The 26,463-nt window shown below is 62.8% G+C and carries 24 protein-coding genes and 1 pseudogene; 10 read left to right on the top strand and 15 right to left on the bottom strand.

Features of this window, described 5'->3' with window-relative positions; translation table 11 throughout:
• Positions 1-4 precede the first annotated feature (4 nt).
• Both KUO17_RS10270 and KUO17_RS10265 read right to left on the bottom strand, forming a co-directional pair.
• Complete coding sequence (locus tag KUO17_RS10270) at positions 5-544, bottom strand: L,D-transpeptidase (RefSeq protein ID WP_217975457.1); 540 nt, start codon at positions 542-544, stop codon at positions 5-7.
• A gap of 45 nt (positions 545-589) precedes the next feature.
• Positions 590-1,303 (bottom strand): TetR/AcrR family transcriptional regulator, encoded by a 714-nt coding sequence (locus tag KUO17_RS10265; RefSeq protein ID WP_217975456.1) that lies wholly within the window; start codon positions 1,301-1,303, stop codon positions 590-592.
• 227 nt (positions 1,304-1,530) lie between these two features.
• On the opposite strand from KUO17_RS10265, the gene lexA reads away from it, so the two are divergent.
• A complete protein-coding gene (lexA, locus tag KUO17_RS10260) occupies positions 1,531-2,139 on the top strand; it encodes a transcriptional repressor LexA (RefSeq protein ID WP_217975455.1) in 609 nt (202 codons plus the stop codon).
• A 12-nt stretch (positions 2,140-2,151) separates the two neighbouring features.
• On the top strand, positions 2,152-2,634 hold the full coding sequence (gene sulA / locus KUO17_RS10255; RefSeq protein ID WP_217975454.1) for an SOS-induced cell division inhibitor SulA: 483 nt from the start codon (positions 2,152-2,154) through the stop codon (positions 2,632-2,634).
• A 66-nt stretch (positions 2,635-2,700) separates the two neighbouring features.
• On the opposite strand, the gene KUO17_RS10250 is transcribed toward sulA, so the two are convergent.
• The 7 genes from KUO17_RS10250 to KUO17_RS10220 form a co-directional block, all read right to left on the bottom strand.
• Positions 2,701-2,937 carry a hypothetical protein gene (locus KUO17_RS10250; protein WP_217975453.1) on the bottom strand — a complete coding sequence of 79 codons (237 nt, stop codon included), beginning with the start codon at positions 2,935-2,937 and terminating at the stop codon, positions 2,701-2,703.
• A gap of 49 nt (positions 2,938-2,986) precedes the next feature.
• Positions 2,987-3,508, bottom strand: a complete 522-nt coding sequence (locus KUO17_RS10245; protein ID WP_217975452.1) for a DUF6586 family protein — start codon at positions 3,506-3,508, stop codon at positions 2,987-2,989.
• Between the two features lie 165 nt (positions 3,509-3,673).
• Positions 3,674-6,280, bottom strand: coding sequence for a type I DNA topoisomerase (gene topA / locus KUO17_RS10240; protein WP_217975451.1), 2,607 nt, complete (start codon positions 6,278-6,280; stop codon positions 3,674-3,676).
• A gap of 100 nt (positions 6,281-6,380) precedes the next feature.
• Entirely contained in the window at positions 6,381-6,632 is a 252-nt protein-coding gene (locus KUO17_RS10235) for a DUF1653 domain-containing protein (protein WP_217975450.1), read from the bottom strand.
• A gap of 76 nt (positions 6,633-6,708) precedes the next feature.
• Positions 6,709-7,884 carry an acetyl-CoA C-acyltransferase FadA gene (fadA, locus tag KUO17_RS10230; RefSeq protein WP_217975449.1) on the bottom strand — a complete coding sequence of 392 codons (1,176 nt, stop codon included), beginning with the start codon at positions 7,882-7,884 and terminating at the stop codon, positions 6,709-6,711.
• 29 nt (positions 7,885-7,913) lie between these two features.
• A complete protein-coding gene (fadB, locus tag KUO17_RS10225; protein WP_217975448.1) occupies positions 7,914-10,061 on the bottom strand; it encodes a fatty acid oxidation complex subunit alpha FadB in 2,148 nt (715 codons plus the stop codon).
• 441 nt (positions 10,062-10,502) lie between these two features.
• Positions 10,503-10,940, bottom strand: coding sequence for a hypothetical protein (locus KUO17_RS10220; RefSeq protein ID WP_217975447.1), 438 nt, complete (start codon positions 10,938-10,940; stop codon positions 10,503-10,505).
• 108 nt (positions 10,941-11,048) lie between these two features.
• Between KUO17_RS10220 and KUO17_RS10215 the strand changes: the two genes are divergently transcribed.
• A complete protein-coding gene (locus tag KUO17_RS10215) occupies positions 11,049-11,492 on the top strand; it encodes a universal stress protein (RefSeq protein ID WP_217975446.1) in 444 nt (147 codons plus the stop codon).
• A gap of 42 nt (positions 11,493-11,534) precedes the next feature.
• Here the strand turns inward: KUO17_RS10215 and KUO17_RS10210 are convergent, their stop codons facing one another.
• Positions 11,535-13,451 carry an ATP-binding cassette domain-containing protein gene (locus tag KUO17_RS10210; protein ID WP_217975445.1) on the bottom strand — a complete coding sequence of 639 codons (1,917 nt, stop codon included), beginning with the start codon at positions 13,449-13,451 and terminating at the stop codon, positions 11,535-11,537.
• A 210-nt stretch (positions 13,452-13,661) separates the two neighbouring features.
• Between KUO17_RS10210 and KUO17_RS10205 the strand changes: the two genes are divergently transcribed.
• Positions 13,662-15,590, top strand: a complete 1,929-nt coding sequence (locus KUO17_RS10205; protein ID WP_217975444.1) for a transglycosylase SLT domain-containing protein — start codon at positions 13,662-13,664, stop codon at positions 15,588-15,590.
• Between the two features lie 75 nt (positions 15,591-15,665).
• Here the strand turns inward: KUO17_RS10205 and KUO17_RS10200 are convergent.
• Positions 15,666-16,465, bottom strand: a pseudogene (locus KUO17_RS10200) (MOSC domain-containing protein).
• 76 nt (positions 16,466-16,541) lie between these two features.
• A complete protein-coding gene (locus KUO17_RS10195) occupies positions 16,542-17,477 on the bottom strand; it encodes a chemotaxis protein CheV (RefSeq protein WP_217975443.1) in 936 nt (311 codons plus the stop codon).
• A 398-nt stretch (positions 17,478-17,875) separates the two neighbouring features.
• Between KUO17_RS10195 and KUO17_RS10190 the strand changes: the two genes are divergently transcribed.
• The 3 genes from KUO17_RS10190 to KUO17_RS10180 all read left to right on the top strand — a co-directional run bounded on the left by KUO17_RS10190 (position 17,876) and on the right by KUO17_RS10180 (position 20,327).
• On the top strand, positions 17,876-18,331 hold the full coding sequence (locus KUO17_RS10190; RefSeq protein ID WP_217975442.1) for a histidine kinase: 456 nt from the start codon (positions 17,876-17,878) through the stop codon (positions 18,329-18,331).
• Positions 18,332-18,784: 453 nt separating this feature from the next.
• The gene (locus KUO17_RS10185) at positions 18,785-19,681 is read left to right on the top strand and encodes a sensor histidine kinase (protein WP_217975540.1); all 897 of its coding nucleotides are present in this window, start codon (positions 18,785-18,787) and stop codon (positions 19,679-19,681) included.
• Positions 19,671-20,327, top strand: coding sequence for a response regulator (locus KUO17_RS10180; RefSeq protein ID WP_217975441.1), 657 nt, complete (start codon positions 19,671-19,673; stop codon positions 20,325-20,327). Before KUO17_RS10185 ends, KUO17_RS10180 begins: the two co-directional genes overlap by 11 nt.
• On the opposite strand, the gene yegS is transcribed toward KUO17_RS10180, so the two are convergent.
• Positions 20,311-21,210: a lipid kinase YegS gene (gene yegS, locus KUO17_RS10175; protein ID WP_217975440.1), complete on the bottom strand. Its 900-nt coding sequence runs from the start codon at positions 21,208-21,210 to the stop codon at positions 20,311-20,313. The genes KUO17_RS10180 and yegS overlap by 17 nt on opposite strands.
• A gap of 252 nt (positions 21,211-21,462) precedes the next feature.
• On the opposite strand from yegS, the gene KUO17_RS10170 reads away from it, so the two are divergent.
• Together KUO17_RS10170 and KUO17_RS10165 are read left to right on the top strand one after the other, a co-directional pair.
• Complete coding sequence (locus tag KUO17_RS10170) at positions 21,463-22,917, top strand: mannose-1-phosphate guanylyltransferase/mannose-6-phosphate isomerase (protein WP_217975439.1); 1,455 nt, start codon at positions 21,463-21,465, stop codon at positions 22,915-22,917.
• Positions 22,918-22,983: 66 nt separating this feature from the next.
• Positions 22,984-24,228 (top strand): glycosyltransferase family 4 protein, encoded by a 1,245-nt coding sequence (locus KUO17_RS10165; protein ID WP_217975438.1) that lies wholly within the window; start codon positions 22,984-22,986, stop codon positions 24,226-24,228.
• On the opposite strand, the gene KUO17_RS10160 is transcribed toward KUO17_RS10165, so the two are convergent.
• Complete coding sequence (locus KUO17_RS10160; RefSeq protein ID WP_341869605.1) at positions 24,217-25,443, bottom strand: molybdopterin molybdotransferase MoeA; 1,227 nt, start codon at positions 25,441-25,443, stop codon at positions 24,217-24,219. The two genes, KUO17_RS10165 and KUO17_RS10160, sit on opposite strands and share 12 nt — an antisense overlap.
• Positions 25,427-25,966 carry a molybdenum cofactor biosynthesis protein B gene (gene moaB, locus KUO17_RS10155; protein WP_217975436.1) on the bottom strand — a complete coding sequence of 180 codons (540 nt, stop codon included), beginning with the start codon at positions 25,964-25,966 and terminating at the stop codon, positions 25,427-25,429. Before moaB ends, KUO17_RS10160 begins: the two co-directional genes overlap by 17 nt.
• Positions 25,967-26,167: 201 nt before the next feature.
• On the opposite strand from moaB, the gene KUO17_RS10150 reads away from it, so the two are divergent.
• Complete coding sequence (locus KUO17_RS10150) at positions 26,168-26,389, top strand: YgdI/YgdR family lipoprotein (protein WP_217975435.1); 222 nt, start codon at positions 26,168-26,170, stop codon at positions 26,387-26,389.
• Positions 26,390-26,463: the final 74 nt, after the last annotated feature.

The following is a 26,463-nucleotide window of genomic DNA, read 5'->3' as shown; positions in this document are numbered from 1 at the left end:
ACACTCATAATTGATCCTTCAGCGGGAGGGGCGCGCTTGCCCACTCGGGGCAGGCGGCTTCTTCGATCTGCACAGCGCAATGTGCAGGCACCTGATCGAACAGGGCTACCAGATCGGCATTGCGCAGACGTATGCAGCCGTGTGACAGCGCCACCCCCATCGGTTCGTTGTCGGGTGTGCCGTGCAGGTAAATGTAGCGACGGAACGTATCCACGGGCCCGAGGCGATTGCGTCCGCGCTCGCAGCCACTTAGCCAGAGGATGCGCGAAAGGATCCAGTCGCGGCCGGGAAACTGCTCGTGCAAGGCGGGTGTCCAGGTCTCGCCGGTCCAGCGACGGCCGCGCAACACGGCGCCCTGGGGCAGACCGGCACCGATTCTTGCACGCACCTGATGCCGCCCGCGCGGGGTGCAGCCGGAGCCATTGTGCTCACCAGGACCATTGAGTGCGGTGGACACCGCGACACGAACGACCAGACGCCCCTGGGCGAACCCATAGAGGCATTGATCGGCGAGAGAAATGTGCAGCAAATCGAGAGTAGGCATGGGCGCTAGCTTAGCCGAAGCTACCGTTGACGCCCAGTCGGGAAGTTAAGCCTTGGCCAGTGGCGCAACCGGGGTGGACTTGCTGCGCGGGCGCAACTGCGCAGCCGCCATCGCCTCATCCGTGACCCCGCTGTCGGCACGCATGCCGGCAGCCAGGAACGGCACCATCAGGCGCATCACCTGCTCGATCGAGGTATTGACGCCGAAATCGGTCTCGGCGATGGCGCGCAGCGCCTTGATGCCCGACATACTGAACGCCGCCGCACCGAGCATGAAGTGCACGCGCCAGAACAGCTCGATAGGCGGGATCTGCGGCGCCGCCTCGTTGACCAGCAGCATGTAGCGGCGGAACACCTTGCCGTACATGTCTTCAAGGTAACGGCGCAGGTGGCCCTGGCTCTGGCTGAAGGCCAGGCCCAGCAGGCGCATGAAGATAGACAGGTCGTTACCGCTGCGCGGCTGCACCACCAGCGCCTGCTCGACCAGCATTTCCAGCAGTTCTTCAAGCGTGGGTTTGTGCTCGGGGCGCGCCTGGCGCCGCTCGAGCTCGCGCTCAAGGCTCTGGCAGAAGGGCCCGAGGAAACGCGAGAAGACCGCCTGAATCAGCGCCTTCTTCGAACCGAAATGATAGTTTACTGCTGCCAGGTTGACCCCGGCCTTGCTGGTGATCAGCCGCAACGAGGTTTCGGCAAACCCTTTTTCCGCGAACAACTGCTCGGCAGCATCGAGAATGCGTTCAACGGTTTCCGACTGGGCCATGACTTTTCCGCCTGACAAACACTTGTTTGAAACATACGTTTCAAGGCACTGTTCTGTCAAGTACGTACAGCCGCTTTATGCCCGGCAGGTCATGGTATTGAAGGCAGCGGCAAGCTACAAGCTGCACGCAACACGCTGGGCAGACGCGCGGGCAGCATGTGGCTTGTAGCTTGCCGCTATCACTGTATATAATCCCAGTCACTGTATAAAAAGACAGAGCGATCGACATGCTAAAACTGACGCCACGCCAAGCTGAGATTCTGGCTTTCATCAAGCGCTGCCTTGAAGACAACGGCTTCCCGCCGACCCGCGCGGAAATCGCCCAGGAGCTGGGGTTCAAGTCCCCCAATGCCGCAGAAGAGCACCTCAAGGCCCTGGCCCGCAAGGGCGCGATCGAGATGACCCCTGGCGCCTCGCGCGGCATCCGCATCCCGGGCCTTGAAAGCAAATCCGATGACAACGCCCTGCCGATCATCGGCCGCGTGGCCGCTGGCGCACCGATTCTGGCGCAGCAGCACATCGAGGAGTCGTGCAACATCAACCCGGCGTTCTTCCACCCGCGTGCCGACTACCTGCTGCGTGTGCATGGCATGAGCATGCGCGACGTCGGCATCGTCGACGGCGACCTGCTGGCCGTACACACCTGCCGCGAAGCGCGCAATGGTCAAATAGTCGTAGCCCGCCTGGGTGACGAAGTCACGGTCAAGCGCTTCAAACGTGAAGGCAATAAAGTCTGGCTGATCGCCGAGAACCCCGAATTCGCCCCCATCGAAGTCAACCTGAAAGAACAGGACCTGGTGATCGAGGGCTTGAGCGTCGGCGTTATCCGCCGCTAATAAGGAGGCGTCATGCAGTTTCCCCATGCACCACAGCAAGCACAGTTGCCTTTGTTCGAAGCATTCCTGGCGCAGCCGGTACTGCCACGCGTCAAGGCCAAGGCACCCGCCCGGCAGAGCAGCAAGCCGCAAGCGTTCAGCGAATTGTCCCTGCGTGGCGCACTGGAGCACTGCCAAAGCCTGCTGGCCCCGGTACTGCGTGACCTGAGCGAACTGAGCGAGGAGCAGGACGTCCGCTGGCTGACCCTGATCGCCCCACCCGCCAGCCTCACCCAGGCCTGGTTGCGCGATGCCGGGCTCAACCGCGAACGTATCCTGCTGCTGCAGCCACGCGGCAACCAGAGCGCACTGCAACTGGCCTGCGACGCCCTGCGCCTGGGCCGCAGCCATACGGTGGTAACCTGGTTCAACCCAGTGGGCAGCGGCGCTCGCCTGCAATTGACCAACGCCGCGCGTGCAGGGGATGCGCAGAGCCTGAACATCCGCCTGGGCTGATATTCGCGTCACCATCAAAGGGTATGCAGCGGGCTTCCTCAGGACGAGGAAGCCTGGTACTGACGATCAGTGCAGGACCCGCGGGCCCTCATGCTCGTGCTCGACCTCGCCTTCCACCAGCTTGCCAGCCATTTGCACGCCGACACTGAGCATGGCCTTGGCCACTTCAACGTGTTGACCCTGCAGGAACGCCTTGGCGTCCTCCGAAAAATCCAGGGTTACCAACGAACCCTCGTCCTCAGCGCGGCGCAGCTCGATGCGACCATCAGGCAACTCGACAATTTCTAGAAAGGACGTGGGCATATAAGACTGTTCTCCAGGAAAGGCGGCATTGTACCAGCCACTGGCACGATCAGCACTCACTCAGGCCCTCGCGAAAACGTACCGTCAGCCGCTTGAGGTTCTGCCGCCAGCTTTCCAGCTCTTCGCGCGACAGCGCTGCCACCTCGGCTTCATCCAGGCTTACCGCCTGAATCAAGGGCTGCGTCACGTCGCCTTTGGGCGCTTTTAGCGCGACCGGCGGTCGGAACAAATCGGCATAAGCCCTGAGCAGTTGCGCCAGCCAGGTTTCTGACTGTTCGGCCAGCTCTACCAACTCGGCCATTTCTGGAATGGCGATGGTGGCCAGTACTTCGCGCGTCAGCAATTGCTCGGCACGCGCAGCACCGGCCTGCGGCAGGCGATAGTAACCGGCGATTTCATGGCACAGCCCGAGCAGGGCACCGTACAAGTGGAACAGCGCAGACTCTCGTTCGGCCTGGATCAGCGCCTGGGCGTTCATTGCGCGGCTGTCCTGCGCCTTGCCCAGCGCTTCCAGGGCCAGGCCCGCGAAATAGAGTTTCTGATTGGTGCGGGTATAGAGTTCCTGGGCCATCGAGGCGCGCTCCGAAAGACTGCACGGCGGGTAGATCAGTTTCTGCGATGGATTGCGGGGGCGCAAGCAGAAATACCGCGAGCGCCCCGCCTGACACCTGCAAAAAAGGCCGCGCCTGCAAACCTTTCGGATTGCACACGCGGCCTTGTGCCCATCAGCTATCGCCTAGCGCTTGTCTTCCACCTTCCACGCCTTGCCGTCGTAGAACGCACGCCAGCCGGTAGGCTTGCCTTCGACCTCGGTCTGCACGTACTGCTCCTTGGTCTTGCGGCTGTAGCGGATCACGGTCGGGCGGCCGTCCGGGTCCTTCTTCGGCGCTTCACACAGGAAGTGGTACTTCGGATCGATCTCATCCTTGTGCGGCACGATCTCCATCACCAGCGGTGCGCGGGTCTCGCGGTTTTTCGGGAACTGGCTGGCAGCCAGGAACAAGCCCGAGGCACCATCACGCAGCACGTAGGTGTCGTTGACCTTCTCGCACTTGAGCTCCGGCATCTTCACCGCATCCATCTTCGGCGGCGCCGCTTCGCCGCTTTTGAGCAGCTTGCGGGTGTTCTTGCACTCGGCATTGGTACAGCCGAAGAACTTGCCGAAACGGCCGGTCTTGAGCTGCATCTCGCTACCACACTTGTCACACTCAAGGCTCGGGCCTTCATAGCCCTTGATGCGGTAGCTGCCTTCTTCGATTTCGTAGCCGGTGCAATCCGGGTTGTTACCGCAGATGTGCAGCTTGTGCTTCTCGTCCAGCAGGTAAGCGTCCATCGCCGTGGAGCAGATCGGGCAGCGGTGCTTGCCCAGCAGTACGCGCGACTCGGATTCACCCTCGTCGTCAGCCGCGATCTCGTCGCCCGGCACCAGGTTCACGGTGGCCTTGCAACGTTCTTTGGGCGGCAGGCTGTAACCCGAGCAACCGAGGAACACACCGGTGGAGGCGGTACGAATCATCATGTGACGACCGCATTCCTTGCAGGCGATGTTGGTCGGGGTCGGCTGGTTGGCGCGCATGCCCTTCTCGGCGTCCTCGGCCAGCTTCAGCTTGCTGCTGAAATCGCCATAGAACTCGTCCAGCACGTTTTTCCAGTCACGCTCACCCTGAGCCACGTCGTCGAGGTTCTCTTCCATGCCGGCAGTGAAGCCGTAGTCCATCAGGTTGGAGAAGCTTTCGGACAGACGCTCGGTGACGATATCGCCCATCTTCTCGGAGTAGAAGCGGCGGTTGTGCAGGGTCACATAGCCACGGTCCTGGATGGTCGAGATGATCGCTGCATAGGTCGACGGGCGACCGATACCGCGTTTTTCCATCTCCTTGACCAGGCTGGCTTCAGAGAAGCGGGCCGGCGGTTTGGTGAAGTGCTGGCTAGGGTCGAGCTTGATCAGCTTGAGCACTTCACCCTGGTTCATTTCCGGCAATACGTCGTCGTCGCCAGGCTTGCTCTGCTGCGCCAGTACACGGGTGTAGCCGTCGAACTTGAGGATACGGCCCTTGGCACGCAACTCGTACTCGCCAGCGGTTACGCTGACGGTGGTCGACAGGTACTGCGCCGGTGGCATCTGGCAGGCCAGGAACTGGCGCCAGATCAGTTCGTACAGACGCTCTGCATCACGCTCCATGCCGCTGAGCTTGGTCGGATGGGTAGCGACGTCCGAGGGGCGAATCGCTTCGTGCGCCTCCTGGGCGCCTTCCTTGCTGCCGTACACGATCGGCGCTTCGGGCAGGTACTTCTTGCCGAATTCGCTTTCGATGTAGCTACGGGCCATTTCCACCGCATCGACCGAGAGGTTGGTCGAGTCGGTACGCATGTAGGTGATGTAGCCAGCCTCGTACAGACGCTGGGCCATCATCATGGTCTTCTTCACGCCGAAGCCCAGGCGGTTGCTCGCCGCCTGCTGCAGGGTCGAGGTGATGAACGGCGCAGACGGCTTGCTGCTGGTGGGACGGTCTTCACGCTTGGCGATGGTGTAGCTGGAAGCCTTGAGCTTCTCCAGCGCGGCCATGGCCTGGGCTTCGTTCAGCGGCTTGAACGCTTCGCCGTTGTGACGGGCCACTTCGAAGCGCACCTTGGCGTCCTTGGCAGTGCCCAGGTCGGCGTGCACTTCCCAGTATTCTTCAGGGATGAAGGCACGGATTTCACGCTCGCGCTCCACCACCAGCTTCACCGCCACCGACTGTACCCGGCCAGCGGACAGGCCACGGGCGATCTTCTGCCACAGCAGTGGCGAGACCATGTAGCCCACCACGCGGTCGAGGAAGCGACGCGCCTGCTGTGCATTGACACGGTCGATATCCAGCTCGCCCGGCTGGGAGAAGGCCTCCTGGATGGCCTTCTTGGTGATTTCGTTGAACACCACGCGCTTGTAGCGGCTGTCATCCCCACCAATGGCTTCGCGCAGGTGCCAGGCAATGGCTTCCCCCTCGCGATCCAAGTCGGTTGCGAGATAGATGGTGTCGGCATCCTTGGCCAGGCGGCGCAACTCCTCGATGACCTTTTCCTTGCCCGGAAGGATCTCGTACTTGGCCTTCCAGCCGTGATCGGGGTCGACGCCCATGCGCGCCACCAGCTGCTTGCGTGCCTTTTCCTTAGGCGACAGCGCGGGTGCCTCGCCGGCAGCAGCCTTGCCGCGCTTGGCAGCAGGCTCCTTGCTCGCGGAACCGCTGGTGGGCAGGTCTCGGATATGGCCGATACTCGACTTCACCACGTACTGGTTGCCCAGGTACTTGTTGATGGTCTTGGCCTTAGCCGGGGATTCCACAATGACCAGCGATTTGCCCATGGATCGGAAAATTCCTGAATAACGAAAATAAAAACACGGCAGGTACCTGACGTGGCACCGCTATATATAGTGGCAACAGAGTGAGGTCAAGCGCCGAAGTTCAGCCGCCGTGTGCATCGGGGCGCGAAAACAGCTCGCTTTCGGCCTTGACCAAAGCAAAGCGCGGCACCTGTTCGCCGTCAACCTCGACCGTGCTGGTGAACATCGAGAAGGGGCGCACCCACAGCCCGAAATCACCGTACAGGGCCTGGTAGAACACCACCCACTCCTCGGTCTCGGAATGGCGCGCGGCACCGAACACACGATACTCAGGCCCTTTGTAATGCCGGTATACGCCTGGTTGTATCTGCATGCTCCCACCCTCTTGAAAAAAATCTGCAAAAAACAAAAACCGGGGCACAGGGCCCCGGCTTGCGACAACGAAACGCTTACACGCGTTCGAAGACGGTGGTGATCCCCTGGCCCAAGCCGACGCACATGGTCGACACGCCCAAGGTCCCGCCATTCTGCTTCATGACATTGAGCAGCGTGCCGGAAATCCGTGCACCGGAGCAACCAAAAGGATGACCCAGGGCGATTGCGCCGCCGTGCAGGTTAACCTTCTCATTCATCTTGTCGAGCACTTTCAGATCCTTGAGCACCGGCAGGGCCTGTGCAGCGAAGGCTTCGTTGAGCTCGAAGAAGTCGATATCGGCAATGCTCAGGCCCGCACGCTTGAGGGCTTTCTGGGTCGCTGGCACAGGACCGTAGCCCATGATCGCAGGGTCGACACCGGCCACGGCCATCGAGCGGATCACTGCCAGCGGCTGGATGCCCAGGTCCTGGGCGCGCTGGGCCGACATCACGATCATGCACGAAGCGCCATCGGTGATTTGCGACGACGTACCCGCCGTCACGGTCCCACCCTTGGGGTTGAACGCAGGCTTGAGGGCCGCCAGGCTTTCCAGAGTGGTGTCCGCACGAATGGTCTCGTCGTAATCGAAGACCTTGAGGAAACCGTTCTCGTCATAGCCCTGCATCGGGATGATCTCATCCTTGAACTTGCCTTCGACCGTCGCCTTGTGAGCGAGCTGGTGCGAACGCAGGCCAAAGGCGTCCTGCTGCTCACGGCTGATGCCGTGCATCTTGCCAAGCATTTCGGCGGTCAGGCCCATCATGCCCGAGGCCTTGGCGGCGTGCAGCGACATGTGCGGGTTCGGATCGACACCGTGCATCATGCTGACGTGGCCCATGTGTTCCACCCCGCCGATCACGAACACATCACCGTTGCCGGTCATGATGGCCTGGGCAGCGGTGTGCAGCGCACTCATCGACGAGCCGCACAGGCGGCTGACGGTCTGGCCGGCTGCGGTGTGCGGGATCCTGGTCATCAGTGAAGCCATGCGGGCGATGTTCCAGCCCTGCTCCATGGTCTGGTTGACGCAACCCCAGATCACGTCTTCGACTTCACTCGGATCGACCTTGGCGTTGCGCTCCAGCAGCTTGTTGATCAGGTGCGCCGACATGTCTTCGGCGCGGGTGTTACGGTGCATGCCACCCTTGGAGCGGCCCATCGGAGTACGACCGAAGTCGACAATCACGACATCTCTTGGATTCAAGCTCATACAATATTCTCGCTCTAGTCGTTGGGCGCTTAACCGAAGAAGCGCTGGCCGTTCTTGGCCATCTCGCGCAGCTTCTCGGTGGGGTGGTACAGCGCGCCCAGATCGGCGTACTGGTCAGCCAGGGCAACGAACTCGGCCACACCGATCGAGTCGATGTAACGCAGCGCACCGCCACGGAACGGAGGGAAACCGATACCGTAGACTAGGCCCATGTCGGCCTCGGCTGCCGTTTCGACGATGCCGTCTTCCAGGCAACGCACGGTTTCCAGGCACAGCGGGATCATCATCCAGTTGATGATGTCTTCGTCCGTGACCTCGCGCTGCTCGAACACGATCGGCTTGAGCACTTCGAGCACCGACGGGTCGGCAACCTTCTTCTGCTTGCCGCGCTTGTCGGTCTCGTAGGCATAGAAGCCCTTGCCGTTCTTCTGGCCCAGGCGCTTGGCTTCGTAGAGCACGTCCACGGCCGAGCGACGGTCGTCCTTCATGCGGTCCGGGAAACCCTCAGCCATCACGTCACGACCATGGTGGCCGGTGTCGATGCCGACCACATCCATCAGGTACGCCGGGCCCATCGGCCAACCGAACTTCTCCATGACCTTGTCGATGCGCACGAAGTCCACGCCCGCGCTCACCAGCTTGGCGAAACCGCCGAAGTACGGAAACAGCACGCGGTTGACCAGAAAGCCCGGGCAGTCGTTGACCACGATCGGGTTCTTGCCCATCTTCTTGGCGTAGGCCACGGTGGTGGCGACTGCCAGCTCGCTGGATTTCTCGCCACGGATCACTTCCACCAGCGGCATCATGTGTACCGGGTTGAAGAAGTGCATGCCGACGAAGTTTTCCGGGCGCTTGAGCGCCTTGGCCAACAGGCTGATGGAAATGGTCGAGGTGTTCGAGGCAAGAATGGTGTCCGCCTTGACCTGATCTTCGACTTCAGCCAGCACGGCCTGCTTGACCTTGGGGTTCTCGACGACCGCTTCGACCACCAGGTCGACGTGACCGAAGTCGCCATAGGACAGGGTCGGGCGAATGCCGTTGAGGACTTCGGCCATTTTCGCAGCCGTCATCCGACCTTTGTCGACGCGGCTGACCAGCAGCTTGGCGGCTTCGGCCAGGCCCTGTTCGATACCGTGTTCGTTGATGTCCTTCATCAGGATCGGCGTGCCCTTGGACGCCGACTGGTAGGCGATGCCGCCGCCCATGATGCCGGCACCGAGCACGGCGGCCTGCTTCACGTCCTGGGCGATCTCGTCATAGGCCTTGGCCTTTTTCTTCAATTCCTGGTCATTCAGGAACAGGCCGATCAGGCTCTGTGCGGCAGAGGTCTTGGCCAGCTTGACGAAGCCGGCGGCCTCGACTTCCAGCGCCTTGTCGCGACCGAAGTTCGCGGCCTTCTGGATGGTCTTGATCGCCTCGACCGGGGCCGGGTAGTTCGGGCCGGCCTGACCGGCGACGAAGCCCTTGGCGGTTTCGAACGCCATCATCTGCTCGATGGCGTTGAGCTTGAGCTTCTCCAGCTTGGGCTGGCGCTTGGCCTTGTGGTCCAGTTCGCCACTGATGGCCCGCTTGACCAGCTCCAGCGCTGCTTCCTGCAGCTTTTCGGGTTCGACCACCGCATCGACCGCACCGACTTTCAGTGCGTCTTCAGGGCGGTTTTCCTTGCCGGCGGCAATCCACTCGATGGCATTGTCGGCGCCGATCAGGCGCGGCAGGCGCACGGTGCCGCCGAAGCCCGGATAGATGCCCAGCTTGACTTCAGGCAGGCCGATCTTGGCCTTGCTGGACATGACACGGAAGTCCGCCGCCAGGCACATTTCCAGGCCGCCGCCCAAGGCAATGCCGTTGATCGCGGCGACCGTCGGGACGTCGAGGTCTTCGAAATCGCTGAAGATCCTGTTGGCTTCGAGGTTGCCTGCAACCAGCTCTGCATCAGGCAGCTTGAAGTTGTCGACGAATTCGGTGATGTCGGCGCCGACAATGAACACGTCCTTGCCGCTGCTGACGATCACACCCTTGATCGACGCATCTGCCTTGATGGTGTCTACGGCCTGACGCAATTCGTTCAGGGTAAGACGGTTGAACTTGTTGACGGACTCACCCTTGAGGTCGAACGTCAGTTCGACGATGCCGCTTTCAAGAGCCTTAACCGTGATGGCTTTACCTTCGTAAATCATCAACTGATCTCCACGATATGGAAGCTGAACTGTACACGCCAAACGCTGGTGCGAACGCTTGCACCAGGCACACCCGTCAGCGCGATAGTCGGGATTCTGTAAGCGTCTTCTGACATACAAACGCTCAATTCATACGCCCGTTTGATTTGGGTACGCACACATTCACCGAAAAGACTGCCGTTGTCAAATACCCTTAAGTACCGGCAAAACGCGACTTTCCGGTCATTTTGCGCGCGCCGAGGCCAAACCACGATGACAGTGATCGATGAACATTCATGTAGGTGATTGGCGTCGAAACTGCGGGGAGCGGGAGGCGGGATAAACGGGAATGGCTACACTGAGGGCGTGTTGAAAGATTTCCGGCCTGCCTGGCCTTTTTATTCTGCTGCATCTGCTCGAGCCCCTTGGCCGGAAAGGCCGGCGAGGGGTTCGACGCTCATCTCACGCCAGCTCCTTCAGCAGTTGCGCAATATTCTGCAACACAGCCGTATCCCCCTTCTCACCCCAGCAAACCGCGACCATCTGGGTATCGGCCTCGACCTTGTAGACACTCTCGGGCAGGCGCGCCAGGTGCTGCAACACGCGTTCATCCACGCAGGCTTCCTGCCACTGGTTGTGCCACACACCGGGCGCCACCTGAAAGTAGCTCCAGCTGTCGCTGCGCCCGCGACGCCGCGCGCAATGGAACTGAGCGCAGGTGTGGGGCGGCTCTTCGGGCAGCCAGTGCGGCCAGGCCTGGGCCTTGAGCTGCATCGCCAACCCCATGCGCCTGGCCTCCAGACGCAGCGCCATGCGCCCGCTGGTTCGGCGCGACGGCAACAGCCAGACCATGGGGCTGAGAATCAGCGCAAGGATTGACACTACTACCCAGACCGTCATATCTGTTATTCCTATAAACACTTTGCAAATGAGCTGGTTAGCCACCTGGATGCGATCAGCCTGAAACCGACCATACTTTAACTATCGCGATTGTCAGGAGAGCCCCTCATGCCCTACGAACATATTCTGGTCGCCGTCGACCTGACCGAAGAATGCGACCCGGTGATCAAGCGCGCCAAGGAAATTGCCAGCGCTGGCAGCACCAAGGTCTCGCTGGTGCACATCGTGGAACCGATGGCCATGGCCTTTGGCGGCGACGTGCCGATGGACCTGTCGCAACTGCAGCAGCAGCAATTCGATCAAGCCAAGGAACGCATGGACCGGCTGTTCAACAAGTATCCGGAGATCAATCGCGGCGATTCCCACCTGACCTACGGCCAGCCACGCCAGGAAATCCACCAGTTGGCCAAGGACCAGAAGTGCGACCTGATCGTGGTCGGCAGTCATGGCCGTCACGGCCTGGCGCTGCTGCTGGGCTCCACCGCCAATGACGTGCTGCATGGCGCACCGTGCGATGTGCTGGCGGTACGCCTGCAGAAAAAAGCCGAGTAAAACCACAAGGCCCGCTGTTCTGCACAGCGGGCCTTGCGCTCATCAGCTGTCCAGCTCGGCCCAGCGCTCCACCAGCGCGTCCAGCTCACCTTGCAACTGCTCGAGGTTCGCCAGCACGGCGGAGGTCTGGTCGATCGGGCGCTGATAGAAGCCTGCATCGGCAATCTGCGCCTGCACGGCCGCCATCTTCTGCTCCAGCGCATCGATCTGCCCTGGCAATGCCTCCAGCTCGCGCTGCAGCTTGTAGCTGAGCTTCTTCTTGCTCTCGCTCGCCACAGGTACCGCCACCGGCTCAGGCGCGGCTTCGACCACCGCGGTATTGAGCTCGGACTTGCCCGATTTGCTCTCGGAGACGCCAAGCAACTTCGGCGAACCGCCCTGACGGATCCAGTCCTGATAACCGCCCACGTACTCGCGCACCTTGCCCTCGCCCTCGAACACCAGGGTGCTGGTCACCACGTTGTCGAGGAAGGCCCGGTCGTGGCTGACCATCAGCACGGTGCCCTTGAAGCCGGCAAGCACTTCTTCGAGCAGTTCCAGGGTCTCGACATCCAGGTCGTTGGTCGGTTCGTCCAGTACCAGCAGGTTGGCCGGCTTGCTGAACAGCTTGGCCAACAGCAGGCGCGCACGCTCGCCCCCGGACAACGCCTTGACCGGCGTACGCGCACGCTGCGGGCTGAACAGGAAGTCACCCAGATAGCTCAGCACATGGCGGTTCTGGCCATCGATCTCGATGAAGTCACGCCCTTCGGCCATGTTCTCGATAACGGTCTTTTCCAGGTCCAGCTGATGGCGCAACTGGTCGAAGTATGCGACTTCGATTCGTGTACCCGCCTCCACCTTGCCTTCGCTCGGCTCCAGGTCGCCCAGCATCAGCTTGAGCAACGTGGTCTTGCCGGTACCGTTGGCGCCCAGCAGGCCGATGCGGTCTTCGCGCTGCAGCACCATGGAAAAGTCCTTGACCAGGAACGGGCCACCCGGATGGGCGAAACTCACGTTCTCCAGCACCATCACCTGCTTGCCGGACTTCTCTGCCACATCGAGCAGGATGTTGGCCTTGCCCTGACGCTCGCGGCGCTCGCTGCGCTCGACGCGCAGGGCCTTGAGTGCACGTACGCGGCCTTCGTTGCGGGTACGCCGAGCCTTGATGCCCTGGCGAATCCACACTTCTTCCTGGGCCAGTTTCTTGTCGAACAGTGCGTTGGCGGTCTCTTCGGCGGCCAGCGCGGCTTCCTTGTGCACAAGGAAGCTGGCGTAGTCGCCGTTCCAGTCGATCAGGCCGCCACGGTCCAGCTCCAGAATGCGCGTGGCCAGGTTCTGCAGGAAGGACCGGTCGTGGGTAATGAACAGCACGGCGCCGCCAAAACCGCTCAGGGCATCTTCCAGCCAGGCGATGGCGCCAATGTCCAGGTGGTTGGTCGGCTCGTCGAGCAGCAGCAGGTCAGGCTCGGACACCAGCGCCTGGGCCAGCAGCACGCGCCGGCGCCAGCCACCGGACAGCTCGGCCAGGGTCTTGTCGGCCGGCAGTTGCAGGCGGCTCAGGGTGCTGTCCACCAGTTGCTGCAGGCGCCAGCCATCACGCGCTTCCAGGTCGCTCTGCACGTGCATGAGCTTTTCCAGGTCGGCATCGGTGTGGATGTTCTGGCTCAGGTGGTGGTACTCGGCGAGCAAGGCGCCAACCCCGTCCAGGCCTTCGGCCACCACGTCGAACACGGTCCGACCGTCGGCCACCGGCAGCTCCTGCGGCAACTCGCCGATCTTCAGCCCCGGGGCACGCCATACGTCGCCCTCATCAGGCTTCTGGTCGCCCTTGACCAGGCGCAGCATGCTCGACTTGCCTGTGCCGTTGCGGCCGATGATGCAGACCCGCTCACCACGGGCGATCTGCCAGGACACCTTGTCCAGCAACGGCATGGCGCCGAACGCAAGGGACACATCGCTTAATTTGAGCAGGGTCATGATCTTCTCCAAAAACCGGGGGCGCATTCTACCTGAGTTGGCCCTGCTTCACATTAAGCATGGTCGTGCCGCCCACTGAGGTCCTCTTTACACGCCGATACAAGCACAATGCTTTCTTCCGCCCCCGGCAAACGGCTAAGCTTAAGCCCGTGACTCCACCAGTGCTGGCGCCGCCGACACTCGTTTTTGCTCAAACTGTCCGGAAGTATCATGCGCCGCAGCCTGCTCAGCCTCGTATCCTGCCTGCTTTTTTCCGCCTCGGCGGCGGGCACCGTTCATGCCGCCGACCTGGTGCAGCAACGCCAGTTCTATGATGAAGCCAAACGCGCCCTGGCCAAAGGCGACAGCGGCCCTTACCGACGTTATGAACAAGCCCTGCGCGATTACCCGCTGGAGCCTTACCTGGCGTACGACGAACTCACCGCGCGCCTCAAGAGCGCGAGTAACGCCGAGATCGAAACGTTTCTTGCCGAGCACGGTGACCTGCCCCAGGCCAACTGGATGAAGCTGCGCTGGTTGCGCTGGCTGGCAGAGCGCGGCGACTGGCAGCCCTTCGCCAAGTATTACGACCCGAAACTGAATTTCACCGAGCTCGACTGCCTCAACGGCCAGTACCAGCTCAGCCACAACCTGCGCGCAGAAGGCTATGCCAGCGCCGAAAAACTCTGGCTGGTCGGCAAGTCGCAGCCTGCCGCGTGCGATGCATTGTTCGAGCGCTGGGCCGCCGAAGGCCAACTGACCGAGCAAAAACGCTGGGAACGCGCCAAGCTGGCAGCACAGGCGCGCAACTATGCGCTGGCCAATACGCTGGTCAAGAGCCTGACCACCTTGGGCACCCAGGGCCGCCTGCTGCTCGACGTGGCGCAAAAGCCCGAACTGCTCAACACCCCGTCGCGCTTCACGCCCGCCGACGAGGCCATGTCCGACGTGGTCAGCCTGGGCCTGCGCCGCCTGGCACGGCAAGACCCCGAGCGGGCCATGGCCCTGCTCGACGACTATGCAAACCGCATGCACTTCTCGCGTGACGAGAAGGTCGCGATCGCGCGTGAAATCGGCCTGACCCTGGCGCGTCGCTATGACCCGCGGGCGCTGGACCTGATGACCAAGTATGACCCGGAGCTGCGTGACAACACGGTCACCGAGTGGCGCCTGCGCCTGCTGCTGCGCCTGGCGCGCTGGGAAGACGCCTACGAGCTGACCAAGCGCCTGCCGCAAGACCTGGCCAGTACCAACCGCTGGCGCTACTGGCAGGCCCGCAGCCTGGAGCTGGCGCAGCCGAAGAACCCGCAGATCCCGCTGCTGTACAAGACCGTCGCGCGCGAGCGCGACTTCTACGGTTTCCTCGCCGCCGACCGGGCGCAGACCCCATACCAGCTCAACAACCGGCCACTGGTCCTGAGCCAGCAGTTGATCAACAAGGTACGCAATACACCGGGCGTGCGGCGGGCACTGGAGTTCCATGCGCGCGGCCAGATCGTCGATGGGCGCCGTGAGTGGTACCACGTCAGCCGTCACTTCAGCCGCGACGAAATGGTCGCCCAGGCCCGGCTGGCCTACGAGATGCGCTGGTACTTCCCGGCGATCCGCACCATCAGCCAGGCGCAGTACTGGGATGACCTGGACATCCGTTTCCCGATGGCCTACCGCGACACCCTGGTGCGTGAAGCCAAGCTACGCGGGCTGCATTCGAGCTGGGTGTTCGCGATCACTCGCCAGGAAAGCGCCTTCATGGACGACGCCCGCTCCCACGTGGGCGCCAGTGGCCTGATGCAACTGATGCCGGCCACGGCCAAGGAGACCGCCCGCAAGTTCAACATCCCGCTGGCCTCGCCGGCGCAGGTGCTGAACCCGGACAAGAATATCCAGCTGGGTGCGGCGTACCTGAGCCAGGTGCACGGGCAGTTCAATGGCAACCGGGTACTGGCGTCGGCGGCGTACAACGCAGGCCCGGGGCGCGTACGCCAGTGGCTGCGCGGCGCCGACCATTTGAGCTTTGACGTGTGGGTGGAGTCGATTCCGTTCGATGAAACCCGCCAGTATGTGCAGAACGTGCTGTCGTACTCGGTGATCTACGGGCAGAAACTCAATTCGCCGCAGCCGCTGGTGGATTGGCATGAGCGGTACTTCGACGGTCAGTGACCGCATCGCCAGCCTTGCAGGAGCCTGTGGTGGCGCTGATGCACACCGCAGGCCCCTTGGCCGGAAGGCCGTTACCTACAGCACCTCGACCGGCATCCCCACCTCGAGCACGCCTTCGCCGTCGGCCACCAGGTTCTGCCCGAACAGCACATCGCCTTCTTTCTGCCGGTAAGTCTTGAGTGTAGTCAACGGCTCGCGGTCTTCGCTGCGCTGGCCAGTCTGCGGGTCAATGGTCGTCAGGATGCATCGGGTGCAAGGCTTGAGCACCCGAAAGGTCAGATCGCCAATGCGAATACGCGCCCAGCCATCCTCGGCGAACGCCGCACTGCCCTCCACCACCAGGTTGGGGCGAAAACGCAGCATCTGCAGCGGCCGCCCGACCCGCTGCACCAGGTCATCGAGCGACGCCTGGCCAATCAGCAACAGCGGGAACCCATCGGCGAACGCCACCCGGTCACTGTTCTCGCCATAACCTGCCGGCAGATAGCGGGTACGCGGTTCGGGCACGTGCACCAGACGCACCGGTTTACCGATGAAGTGGCTCAGCCAGTCGGCCGCCGCGTCGCCTGCATCGGGTACGCGCAAGGTGTCACGCCAGAGGGTCACGCCGCGCAAGTCGTGGTCCGGTGCCGGCACCGCAACCTGCAACGGGTCAAGGCCCGGGGCACTGAGAAGCAGCCCGCCGTCAGCCGCATACAGCGCCGACAGCTGGCTCAGCCGGGGGTAGGCGCGCTGGGTCAGGAAGCGCCCGTTATCCTGTTCGACGAGCATCCAGCGTCGATCACCGAGCAAGCCCAGCGGGCCTGACGGTGACTGGCTCAACGATTGCCCTGGGCCGACTTGATGGGGTAACGATACAACGCGCTCAGACGCATGGGCCTGCTCCCTGATGGTAAAGGCGCCAGCTTACACCGAGCACCGGGCAACGGCTGCCCGGCAATCGTCACAGGATCACACGGTCGCTTCGTCCATCATCAGGCGCTGGCGCACCACATCCACCAGCTTGTCAGGCTGGAACTTGGAAAGGAAATTGTCGCACCCGACCTTTTTCACCATCGACTCGTTGAAGCTGCCCGACAACGAGGTGTGCAGCACCACGTAGAGGCCACGCAGGCGCGGATCGTTGCGGATCTCGGTGGTCAGGCGATAGCCATCCATCTCCGGCATTTCGGCATCGGTAAAGATCATGAGCAACTTTTCGCACATGTCTTCGCCCGCATCGGCCCAGCCCTTGAGCATCTTCAGCGCCTTGAGGCCGTCGCTGGCGACATGCATCTTGACCCCCAACTGCCCCAGGGTTTCACGCAACTGCGAAAGCGCCACGGTGGAGTCGTCCACCAGCAGTACCTCGCGCCCACGGGCACGCGCCAGCACCGGATCTTCCAGCTTGTCGCGGGAAACCTTGGCGTTGTAAGGCACGATTTCGGCCAGCACCTTCTCCACGTCGATGATCTCGACCAACTGATCGTCGACCTTACTGATGGCCGTGAGGTAGTGCTGACGACCGGCGCTGGCCGGCGGCGGCATGATCGCCTCCCAGTTCATGTTGACGATGCGGTCCACGCCGCCCACCAGGAAGGCCTGCACCGAACGGTTGTACTCGGTGACGATGATGGTGCTGTCCGGGCCCGGCACCAGCGGGCGCATGCCGATCGCCTGCGACAGGTCGATCACCGGCAGCGTCTGGCCGCGCAGGTTGACCACACCACACACGTACGCGTGCCGCTGCGGCATCAGCGTCAGCTTGGGCAACTGCAGCACTTCCTGCACCTTGAACACGTTGATCGCGAACAACTGGCGACCGGCCAGGCGAAACATGAGGATTTCCAGACGGTTCTCGCCTACCAACTGCGTTCTCTGGTCTACCGTGTCGAGAATGCCAGCCATTAAAAAACCCCCAGGCTTGTTGCGGAAATTGAATAGATCGACCTTGTATCGGCCGTACTCGTCTTGGCTTGACCCCCAAAATAAAATCCTGCCGGGGGCATTGATGTCACTTTAGCATCATGCTTTACTGCGCTCACGCCTTGTTCTGTCGCACCCCGCCCAAAAGTGTCGCAACCCGATCACGCTATCAGGGAAACCCCTAGCGACAATCAGGCGAGACCTGATGTTCGCAATATCCTTTAGCCATTAATGTGACGCCATTCTCATTGCATGAATGGAGTCAGGCTTTTGTTCGCTAATGCCTTGTTGTGGCCGTCCAATCCGTGCGCCCCGCAAAACCGCGGGTTCCAGAGCATTCTCGCCGCCGTTGAAGGCCTGCCACCGGCGGGAAACGACTGATGCCCGACACTACGGTGGACATCAGCGCCCTACCCGACTTCCTGGTCGATGCCCACGTATTGCTCACCCGCGCCGAGGAATGCCTGTCGCACCTGGACTTGATCGGCCAGGATGCCGATGCCGGCGATTGCCTGGTGACCACCCTGAGCAGGCTGGCCAAACGCGCACAGCGGCACGCGCAGCCACAGATCGCCGAGTTCTGCCTGCAATTGCGCGACCGGCTTGAACCAGAACAGTCACGCAATCGTTTGCACCATGCCGTGCCGACGCTTCAGGCGTGCATGAGCCTGCTGGCCTGGCAACTGGAGCTGATCGATCCGCACACCGGGCAACTGTTTCTGGACAACCACGAACAGTTGAGCCTGTTGAACGAGCTGGAAACCACCTTCAAGCAACTGCCCACTCCCGACACTTCCCCCACCGCTCCCCCCGCACTCGGCGCACGAACTTGTTGAACTAAGCGTTTGAGAAAGAACGTTCGCAGCAGATTATTTCGCACGACGCCTCTCAACACTAAGAATTAACTTACAGAATGCTCGGATAGTTCTGTCAGCAGGGCGCAGAGAAAAGTACATAAGGCCTTGTGCCCAGAGTTTGCCATCGCCACAAATGATGGCAAAGTGCTAGAATTCGCGCCATCCGGAACGGGCGTACCACCCCGTAAAATCTGATCGTCAGCACCTATTGCATGCCCCGCGACCATTTTCAAATGAAGTGATACTATGCCCGACACGAGCTGCTCACCGATAGTTTCCAGTGCTGAAGTTCGGCGCTTTCGGCACACGCGCAAGTGTGTGTTCCCGGTGCCTGGCGCGACTGTAAAAAGTTATTGAAGGCGTTACTGAAAACGTCTCTAGTTCGACCTTTGACCGGCTTTCAACAGCGATACTTCATTGGCTTCATTCCCTATGCTCTCAAGCCTCAAGACACTCAAGCGCTGCCCACCCGGGGCGACTCTGCTGCATTGGCTGAGCGCACTGCTGTGCCTGGTGTCGGCTGCAGCGAACCTGTACCTGTATCTGCGCGCAGCGCCGATGCCGGGCAGCCTGCTGGCCCTGCAACTGGCCGCACTTCTGGGCATCGGCTGGCAACTGCGCCAGGCCGCCCGCTCGATTGCCATGCGCCCGCAAGAACTGGCGCACCGCCTGCTCGAAGTTCAGGAAAGCGAACGCCAGCGCCTGAGCCGCGAACTGCATGACGATATCGGTCAACTACTGACCGCCGCCAAGCTGCAGGCCGACTGGCTGCAACGGCGCCTGCCGGATGACCTGCAAGAACACTGCACCACCCTGCGCAACACCCTGGACGACACCCTGGCCAACGTGCGCGACGTGTCGGCAATTCTCAACCCGCGTCAGCTCGCCAGCCTGGGCCTTGAAGCCAGCCTGCGTGCACATCTGTTGCGCACGCTGGAGAACACCGAGGTGCACTGGAGCCTGGAGTGCAAGCAGCGCCTGGGCGGCATACCCGAAGACATGGCCATTGCGGCCTTTCGCATCACCCAGGAAGCGATCACCAACATGTTGCGCCATGCCCGCGCCCATAACCTCAAGGTGTGCATCCAGCGCACCCCTGAAGGGTTGGCCCTTTCAATCAACGACGATGGGCAAGGCTTCACCCCGGCAGCGGCCCCCGGCGACGAAGGCCAACGGGGCATGGCCGGCATGAGCGAGCGGGTCAGCCTGCTCAATGGCCGCTTGACGGTCACCAGCCAGCCCGGCCAGGGCACCCAAATCGATGTGCTGTTCCCCTGGGCACCGCGCACCCTTGAGCGCGCCACTACAAGTAAACCCCATGACCTGTAATCTGTTGCTGGTGGATGACCACTCCCTGATCCGTGCCGGCGTGCGTGCCCTGGTGGCCGATATTCCCGGCTACGCCGTGATCGGCGAGGCCAACGACGGCAGCCAGCTGCTGGAACTGGTGCTGCAACTGGATCCCGACATCGTGCTGCTGGACATCTCCATGCGTTCGACCGGTGGCCTGGAGGCTCTGGGCCGACTGCAGGCTGCGGCCTGTCGCAGCAAGGTGCTGATCCTGTCGATGCACACCGACCCCGAACTGATCATGCGGGCCCTGGAAATGGGTGCGCATGGCTATCTGCTCAAGGACACCACCGCCGCCGAGCTGGAACAGGCACTGGCAGCCTTGCGCAGCGATGAGCGCTACCTCAGCCCGGCCATCGCGCATACCGTGATCAACCAGGCACTGCTGCGCGCCGGCAACAAGCCTGATGCCGCCGAGAACCACAACCTCACCGCGCGCCAGCTGGAAATCCTGCGCCTGATCGTACGCGGCAAGTCCACCCGCGAAATCGCCCACGGCCTGGGCCTGAGCATCAAGACGGTCGAAACCCACCGCTCACAGATCATGAAACGCCTGCAGATCTACGACGTGGCCGGCCTGGTGCTGTTTGCCGTGCGCGAGCAGATCATCAGTCTGGACGACTGAGCAAGGCCGAACCAGGTGGCAAATGCACCCACAGCGCACCCGGCAGCGCCTTGAAGCGCAGGTCGTCGCCCTGCAGCGGCTCGCCATCGAGGTTGATGTCCAGGCCTTCGGCGCTCTTGATCTCGACCCACGGCAGGCGCGCCCGCACGAACAGGTTGTCCAGCCCCAGCCCGTCGCTGAGCAGATCACGCAGGGTACCGACCACTTCCTGCGGGGCCGGCAGGATGCTGATGTCGAGCAAGCCGTCATCCACCTGTGCCTGCGGGCACAGCAGATGCCCACCACCGGCCTGTCGACCGTTGCCTATCCCCAGAGCCAGCAGCTCGCCCTGCCAGTGAAAGTCCGGCCCTTGCAACTCGACCGAGGCAGCGCGCAGCTCGCTGAAGCGCGACAACCCGGTAAACAGGTAAGCCGCAGCCCCCAGCACCTTCTTCAGGTCTTCGGAGGTGTTGGCGGTGACCTGGCTGCCAAACCCGCCTGTGGCCATGTTGAGGAAGATCTGTTCGCCGACCTCGCCCAAATCGATCGCCCGCGCCGGCACCTCCAGCAATGCCAGCGCCTGGTCGGGCTCCAGCGGCACACCCGCGGCCTTGGCAAAATCGTTGGCGGTGCCCAGCGGCATCAGCGCCAGGCTCGCCTGGGTAGCAGCCTGCGCCATGGCCTCGGCCACATCGCGCAACGTACCGTCGCCGCCGCCGGCCACCAGGTGCACATAGCCGGCCGCCAGCGCTTCGTGCACCAGGCGCCGGGCATCACCGCCCTCCCAGGTGAGGCGCACGTCGAGCTGCCAGCCGCGCTCACGCAGGCCCTTCACGGCCTCACGCACCGCCTCGTTCATGGCTTGCTTGCCATGCAGAATCAACAACGCCTTGCGCTCGCTCATACCACCTCCCCTCCTATCGCCCACTGCCTGCGGCAGCCCGCGCCCGATGGCGCACGTCCATATCGACCGATGACAACACGGTTATGCTGCATGCCGGGTACGGGAAAACCACCCATTCATGGAAATAACATTGAAAGACCTTGAAGCGACGCGCATCATTCGACAAGTAATTGGCCATTACAAAAATCTCATAAGAGAAAGTCATTTTATTGACCATCCGAGAGCAATACCCTACACACGAGGCCGTGTGACATGAGCACACTGATCCCCTGCATCATTGCCGGCGGTGCCGGCACTCGATTGTGGCCCGTATCGCGCGAAGCCATGCCCAAGCCCTTCATGCGCATGCCCGACGGCATGAGCCTGCTGCAAAAGACCTTTGCCAGGGCCTGCGCACTCAAGGATGTCGCCCGCGTCATTACCGTCACCAACCGGGAGGTGTTCTTCCGCACCCAGGACGAGTACCGCCCGCTGAACCACACCGGCATGCCACTGGACTTCATTCTGGAGCCATTCGGCCGCAACACTGCGCCGGCGATCGCTGCCGCCGCACTGCACTGTGCCCGTGAATACGGCGAAAATGCGCACCTGCTGGTGCTGCCGGCCGACCACCTGATCACCGACCTTGCGGCATTCGAGCAGGCCGTGGCGCGCGCCCGGGTGCTGGCCGAACAGGGCTGGCTGACCACCTTCGGCCTGCTGCCGACCCAACCGGAAACCGGCTTCGGCTACATCGAGAAAGGTACACCCCTGAACGAGCACGGCTTTCGGGTTGCACGCTTCGTCGAGAAACCGGACGCCGACACGGCCCAGCGCTATGTCGACGGCGGCCGGCACCTGTGGAATGCGGGCATGTTCTGCCTGCGCGTCGATGCCATCCTGCGTGAACTGCACGCCCACGCCCCGGACGTGATGGAGGCGGTCAACCACTGCCTGCAGCACAGCCCGAGCAAACGCGGCGGCGGCAGCCTGCAGCTCGAACTGGACCCGCACACCTTCGAAGCGGTGCGCGACATTTCCATCGACTACGCCGTGATGGAGCCCTCCCGCCAGGTCGCGGTACTGCCCAGCCAGCTGGGCTGGAGCGACATCGGCTGCTGGCGCGCGGTGCGCAGCCTGGTACCGGGCGATGCCCAGAGCAACCAGTGCACCGGCGAAACCGTACTGCTCGACGTCAGCAACTGCTACATCGACTCGCCACGGCGCCTTGTCGGCGGCATCGGCCTGGACAACCTGATCGTCATCGACACCCCCGACGCCCTGCTGATCGCCGACGCCAGCCGCAGCCAGGAGGTCAAGCTGATCGCCCAGCAGCTCAAACGCCAGGGCCACCGCGCGTATCGCCTGCACCACAGCGTGACACGCCCCTGGGGCACCTACACCGTGCTGGAGGAAGGCCCGCGCTTCAAGATCAAGCGCATCGAGGTGCGACCCCACGCGAGCTTGTCACTGCAGATGCACCATCACCGCAGCGAGCACTGGATCGTGGTCAGCGGAACGGCCTGCGTGACCAACGGCGATGAAGAATTCCTGCTGCATACCAACGAGTCGACCTTCATCAAGCCCGGTCGCGAGCACCGCCTGAGCAACCCGGGGGTGATCGACCTGGTGATGATCGAAGTGCAAAGCGGCGAATACCTGGGCGAGGACGATATCGTGCGCTTTACTGATAACTATGGACGCGCCCCGGCCCCAGCGATCAGCTGAGGCCTGTCAGGGCGCGTTTTTCGTCTCAGCCTGTCGATGCCCCAGCGGCAAGAGAGGAATAGGGTCATGCGCGTACTCTGGACACTGCCTTACCTGCCCTGGCCCACCACCAGCGGCAGCAAGACCCGGCACTATCACCTGTTGCGCGGCCTGGCCCAGCGAGGGCATCGGATCACGCTGCTGACGCAATCGAAGATCCCTCTCGGCGACGCCGCCCGAGAGGCGCTGGAGCCGTGGGTCGAGCGCCTCATCGTGCTGCCGCGACGGCCCTTGCACAGCCCGCTCAACCTGCTGGCCGCGCTGTACGTGGGCTACCCGATGCGGGCCAGCATCAACGGCCTGGCGCCGCAGCTGCGCCACTGCTTCGAGGGCCTGCTGAGCGAGCACTGGGACGTGATCCAGATCGAGCACAGCTACAGCTTCCAGCCCTTCGAAAAAGCCCTGCAGGCCAGCGGCCTGCCCTTCATGGTCAGCGAGCATCATGTGGAGTCGGTGGGTGGTGCAGCCTGCCAGGACCGCCTGCCACTGTGGCTGCGCCCCTTCAACAGCTTCGACCGCTGGCGCTACCGGCGCTGGGAATCGCGGGTACTGCGCCAGGCCAGTGAAGTGATTGCCGTGAGCCCGTGCGATGCCGAGCAAATCGGCCAGCTCACCGGGCGCACAGCCACCGTGGTGATCAATGGCGTAGACGCCGAACACTATCAGCACATCACCCCGTGCCCCCACAGCCAGCGCCTGCTGTTTGTCGGCAATTTCGAGTACGGCGCCAACCTGGAGGCGCTGGAGTGGGCACTGGAGGACATTCTTCCGCACGTCTGGTCACACAATCCAGCCGTACGCCTGGCCGTGGTCGGGCATGCGCTGCCGGCCCACTGGAAGCTGCGCTGGAACGACCCGCGCATCGAATGGGTCGGCTACCTGCCCGACCTGCGCGAACTGCAGCGCCATTCAGCGCTGTTCTTTGCACCGCTGCGCCACGCCGGTGGCTGCAAGATCAAACTGCTGGAGGCCATGGCCGCCGGCCTGCCGGTGGTGACCACCGCGCAGGGCGTGTCCGGGCTGGCCGTGCGCAACGGCGAGCACTACCTGGCCGGCAACGATGCCGACGAACTGGCCATGATCATCACGCGCCTGTTGAGCCATCCCCTGCGCATGCAGCAACTGTCGGACGCCGCCCGCCAGTTCGTGCGTGAACAGCACGACTGGAGCCTGGCCGCTGCGCAGCTGGAGAGCGTGCATGCACGCCTGGCGGCACAGGTACCGCTGGGCGACAACCGCGCCGCGCGGGGCCTGCTACCCTCAGCCGAGTAGCTCGCTGAGCGGAATGAACTGCACGCTGTCACCCTTGCCCGGTGCCGTGCCTTCACGCACCTCGACCAGGCCGTCAGCCCAGGCGGCGCTGCGCAACACACCTGAACTCTGGTTCTTGTAGATCAGTGCCTGACCATGTTCCATGCGCCCGCGCAGGTACTCGCGACGGTTGCCGGGCCTGGGCCAGTCGAACCCGGCGGGTACGCTGAACTGCAGCGGCGCGACGTCCTGCACGCCCTGGCGACGCAGCAGATACGGGCGCGTCAGCAGGCCGAAGGTCACCAGGGTCGAGGCCGGGTTACCCGGCAGGCCGATCACCGGCACGCCGCGAAAATGCCCGAAGGTCAGTGGCTTGCCCGGCTTGATCGCCAGCTTCCACAGCGCCAGCTCACCTTCCTCGCGCAGGGCGACACCCAGGTAATCGGCTTCGCCCACCGACACCCCGCCCGTAGACAGGATCAGGTCGACATCCTTGAGCTGACCCAGGCGTTCACGGGTCAGCGCCAGGTCGTCCGGCAGAATGCCGGCGTCCAGCACCTCGCAGCCTAGGCGCTGCAACCAGCTCACCAGCAAGCGCCGGTTGCTGTTGTAGATCTGCCCCGGCCCCAGCGCCAGGCCCGGCTCGACCAGTTCGTCGCCAGTCGACAACACCGCAACACGCACCTTGCGCACCACCGTCAGCACGCCGCAGCCAAGCGAGGCTGCCAGGCCCAGCTCGATCGGCCCAAGCCGGGTGCCGGCGTCCAGCACCGTTTCGCCGGCGCGTGTTTCCTGGCCTTGCGGGCGCACGTTCTGGTCGAGCCGCAGCGGCGCGGTGAAGCGCACGCGCTGGTCTTCCAGCACCTGTGCGTTCTCTTGCATCTCGACGCAATCAGCCCCGGCCGGCAATGGTGCACCGGTGAAGATGCGCGCACAGGTGCCTGGCTGCAGCGGTGCCGGCGCATGCCCGGCAAAGATCCGCTGGCTGACCACCAGCGGCTCACCCTGCCAGTCGGACAGGCGCAAGGCATAACCGTCCATGGCGCTGTTGGGCCAGGGTGGCAGGTCCAGGCTCGCGACCAGCGCCGTGGCCAGCACGCGGCCCTCGGCCTCGGCCAGCGGCAGCGTTTCGGATTCGCCGATGCGGGCAGCGTCGGCCAGCGCCAGCAGGCGCTCCAGGGCCTGCTCGACAGGCAGCAGCGGCTGCGTCACGACGGGCTCAGCCACGGCTTTCACACGGCGCGGCCTGCTTGAGGTGGGCGACAAAATTGCAGGGACGATGGCGCGCATCCAGTTGCTCGGCAAGAATCCCGTCCCAGCCGGTGCGCACCGCGTTGGTCGAACCGGGCAGGCAGCACACCAGGGTGCCGTTGGCCAGGCCCGCCAGGGCCCGCGACTGCACGGTGGAGGTGCCGATATCGGCCAGGGAAATATGACGGAACAGCTCACCGAAACCATCGACCTGCTTGTCCAGCAGGCAGGCGACCGCCTCAGGTGTGCTGTCGCGGCCGGTGAAGCCGGTACCGCCAGTGATCAGCACCACCTGCACCTGCTCGTCGGCGATCCAGGTGGCGACCTGCGCACGGATCTTGTAGAGGTCGTCCTTGAGCAGCACGCGGGCGGCCAGCGCATGGCCGGCCTCGCTCAGGCGATCGACGAAGACCTGGCCGGAGGTGTCGGTCTCCAGAGTGCGGGTATCGCTGACGGTCAGCACGGCAATGTTGAGCGGCACGAACGGTACATCAGCCTTGGCTTTCATGGGGGCCTTGAATCCATAACGGGGAAGGAATGGACGGTGTTATATCACAGGATTTCGCCGCCCCGCCCGCGTGCAGCACCTTGTATTGCCTGCGGTCAATGTCAGTGTTCTGCCGCTATGCTCAAGTTGCAAGGAACTTGCTGCGACGTGGTGCGTCTCACAGACATTAACCGCAAACTTCCCCCTGATCGGAGAAAGAACATGATTCAACGGACCCTCCCCGCTTTCCTGCTCGCCCTGGGCCTGGGCACCCTCGCCGGGTGTGCCTCGCCTACCGTGATCACGCTGAATGACGGGCGTGAGATCCAGGCGGTCGACACTCCGAAGTACGATGATGACTCGGGCTTCTATGAATTCGAACAGCTCGACGGCAAGCACACCCGGATCAACAAGGACCAGATCCGCACGGTCAAGGAGCTGTAGGCAACCCTGCGAGACCAGAAGGCCGCAGGTTCCAATCCTGTCTCTGCGACCAGATCGACAAAAACCACAAAGCC

It is taken from the genome of Pseudomonas aegrilactucae, from assembly GCF_019168305.1.
Classification (GTDB): domain Bacteria; phylum Pseudomonadota; class Gammaproteobacteria; order Pseudomonadales; family Pseudomonadaceae; genus Aquipseudomonas; species Aquipseudomonas aegrilactucae.
The sequence above is the reverse complement of the archived record's forward strand: the minus strand, read 5'-3'. Positions and strand labels throughout refer to the sequence as shown.

Bases quoted from the DNA above. Each gene is read 5' to 3' on its own strand.
- fadB (WP_217975448.1), bottom strand. From the start codon at position 10,061: ATGATTTACGAAGGTAAAGCCATCACGGTTAAGGCTCTTGAAAGCGGC.
- KUO17_RS10250 (WP_217975453.1), bottom strand. From the start codon at position 2,937: ATGCCCACGTCCTTTCTAGAAATTGTCGAGTTGCCTGATGGTCGCATC.
- KUO17_RS10235 (WP_217975450.1), bottom strand. From the start codon at position 6,632: ATGCAGATACAACCAGGCGTATACCGGCATTACAAAGGGCCTGAGTAT.
- KUO17_RS10220 (WP_217975447.1), bottom strand. From the start codon at position 10,940: ATGACGGTCTGGGTAGTAGTGTCAATCCTTGCGCTGATTCTCAGCCCC.
- KUO17_RS10215 (WP_217975446.1), top strand. From the start codon at position 11,049: ATGCCCTACGAACATATTCTGGTCGCCGTCGACCTGACCGAAGAATGC.
- KUO17_RS10265 (WP_217975456.1), bottom strand. From the start codon at position 1,303: ATGGCCCAGTCGGAAACCGTTGAACGCATTCTCGATGCTGCCGAGCAG.
- sulA (WP_217975454.1), top strand. From the start codon at position 2,152: ATGCAGTTTCCCCATGCACCACAGCAAGCACAGTTGCCTTTGTTCGAA.
- KUO17_RS10205 (WP_217975444.1), top strand. From the start codon at position 13,662: ATGCGCCGCAGCCTGCTCAGCCTCGTATCCTGCCTGCTTTTTTCCGCC.
- KUO17_RS10165 (WP_217975438.1), top strand. From the start codon at position 22,984: ATGCGCGTACTCTGGACACTGCCTTACCTGCCCTGGCCCACCACCAGC.
- KUO17_RS10210 (WP_217975445.1), bottom strand. From the start codon at position 13,451: ATGACCCTGCTCAAATTAAGCGATGTGTCCCTTGCGTTCGGCGCCATG.
- KUO17_RS10270 (WP_217975457.1), bottom strand. From the start codon at position 544: ATGCCTACTCTCGATTTGCTGCACATTTCTCTCGCCGATCAATGCCTC.
- KUO17_RS10190 (WP_217975442.1), top strand. From the start codon at position 17,876: ATGCCCGACACTACGGTGGACATCAGCGCCCTACCCGACTTCCTGGTC.
- fadA (WP_217975449.1), bottom strand. From the start codon at position 7,884: ATGAGCTTGAATCCAAGAGATGTCGTGATTGTCGACTTCGGTCGTACT.
- topA (WP_217975451.1), bottom strand. From the start codon at position 6,280: ATGGGCAAATCGCTGGTCATTGTGGAATCCCCGGCTAAGGCCAAGACC.
- KUO17_RS10150 (WP_217975435.1), top strand. From the start codon at position 26,168: ATGATTCAACGGACCCTCCCCGCTTTCCTGCTCGCCCTGGGCCTGGGC.
- KUO17_RS10185 (WP_217975540.1), top strand. From the start codon at position 18,785: ATGCTCTCAAGCCTCAAGACACTCAAGCGCTGCCCACCCGGGGCGACT.
- KUO17_RS10195 (WP_217975443.1), bottom strand. From the start codon at position 17,477: ATGGCTGGCATTCTCGACACGGTAGACCAGAGAACGCAGTTGGTAGGC.
- KUO17_RS10180 (WP_217975441.1), top strand. From the start codon at position 19,671: ATGACCTGTAATCTGTTGCTGGTGGATGACCACTCCCTGATCCGTGCC.
- yegS (WP_217975440.1), bottom strand. From the start codon at position 21,210: ATGAGCGAGCGCAAGGCGTTGTTGATTCTGCATGGCAAGCAAGCCATG.
- KUO17_RS10245 (WP_217975452.1), bottom strand. From the start codon at position 3,508: ATGGCCCAGGAACTCTATACCCGCACCAATCAGAAACTCTATTTCGCG.
- KUO17_RS10170 (WP_217975439.1), top strand. From the start codon at position 21,463: ATGAGCACACTGATCCCCTGCATCATTGCCGGCGGTGCCGGCACTCGA.
- lexA (WP_217975455.1), top strand. From the start codon at position 1,531: ATGCTAAAACTGACGCCACGCCAAGCTGAGATTCTGGCTTTCATCAAG.
- moaB (WP_217975436.1), bottom strand. From the start codon at position 25,966: ATGAAAGCCAAGGCTGATGTACCGTTCGTGCCGCTCAACATTGCCGTG.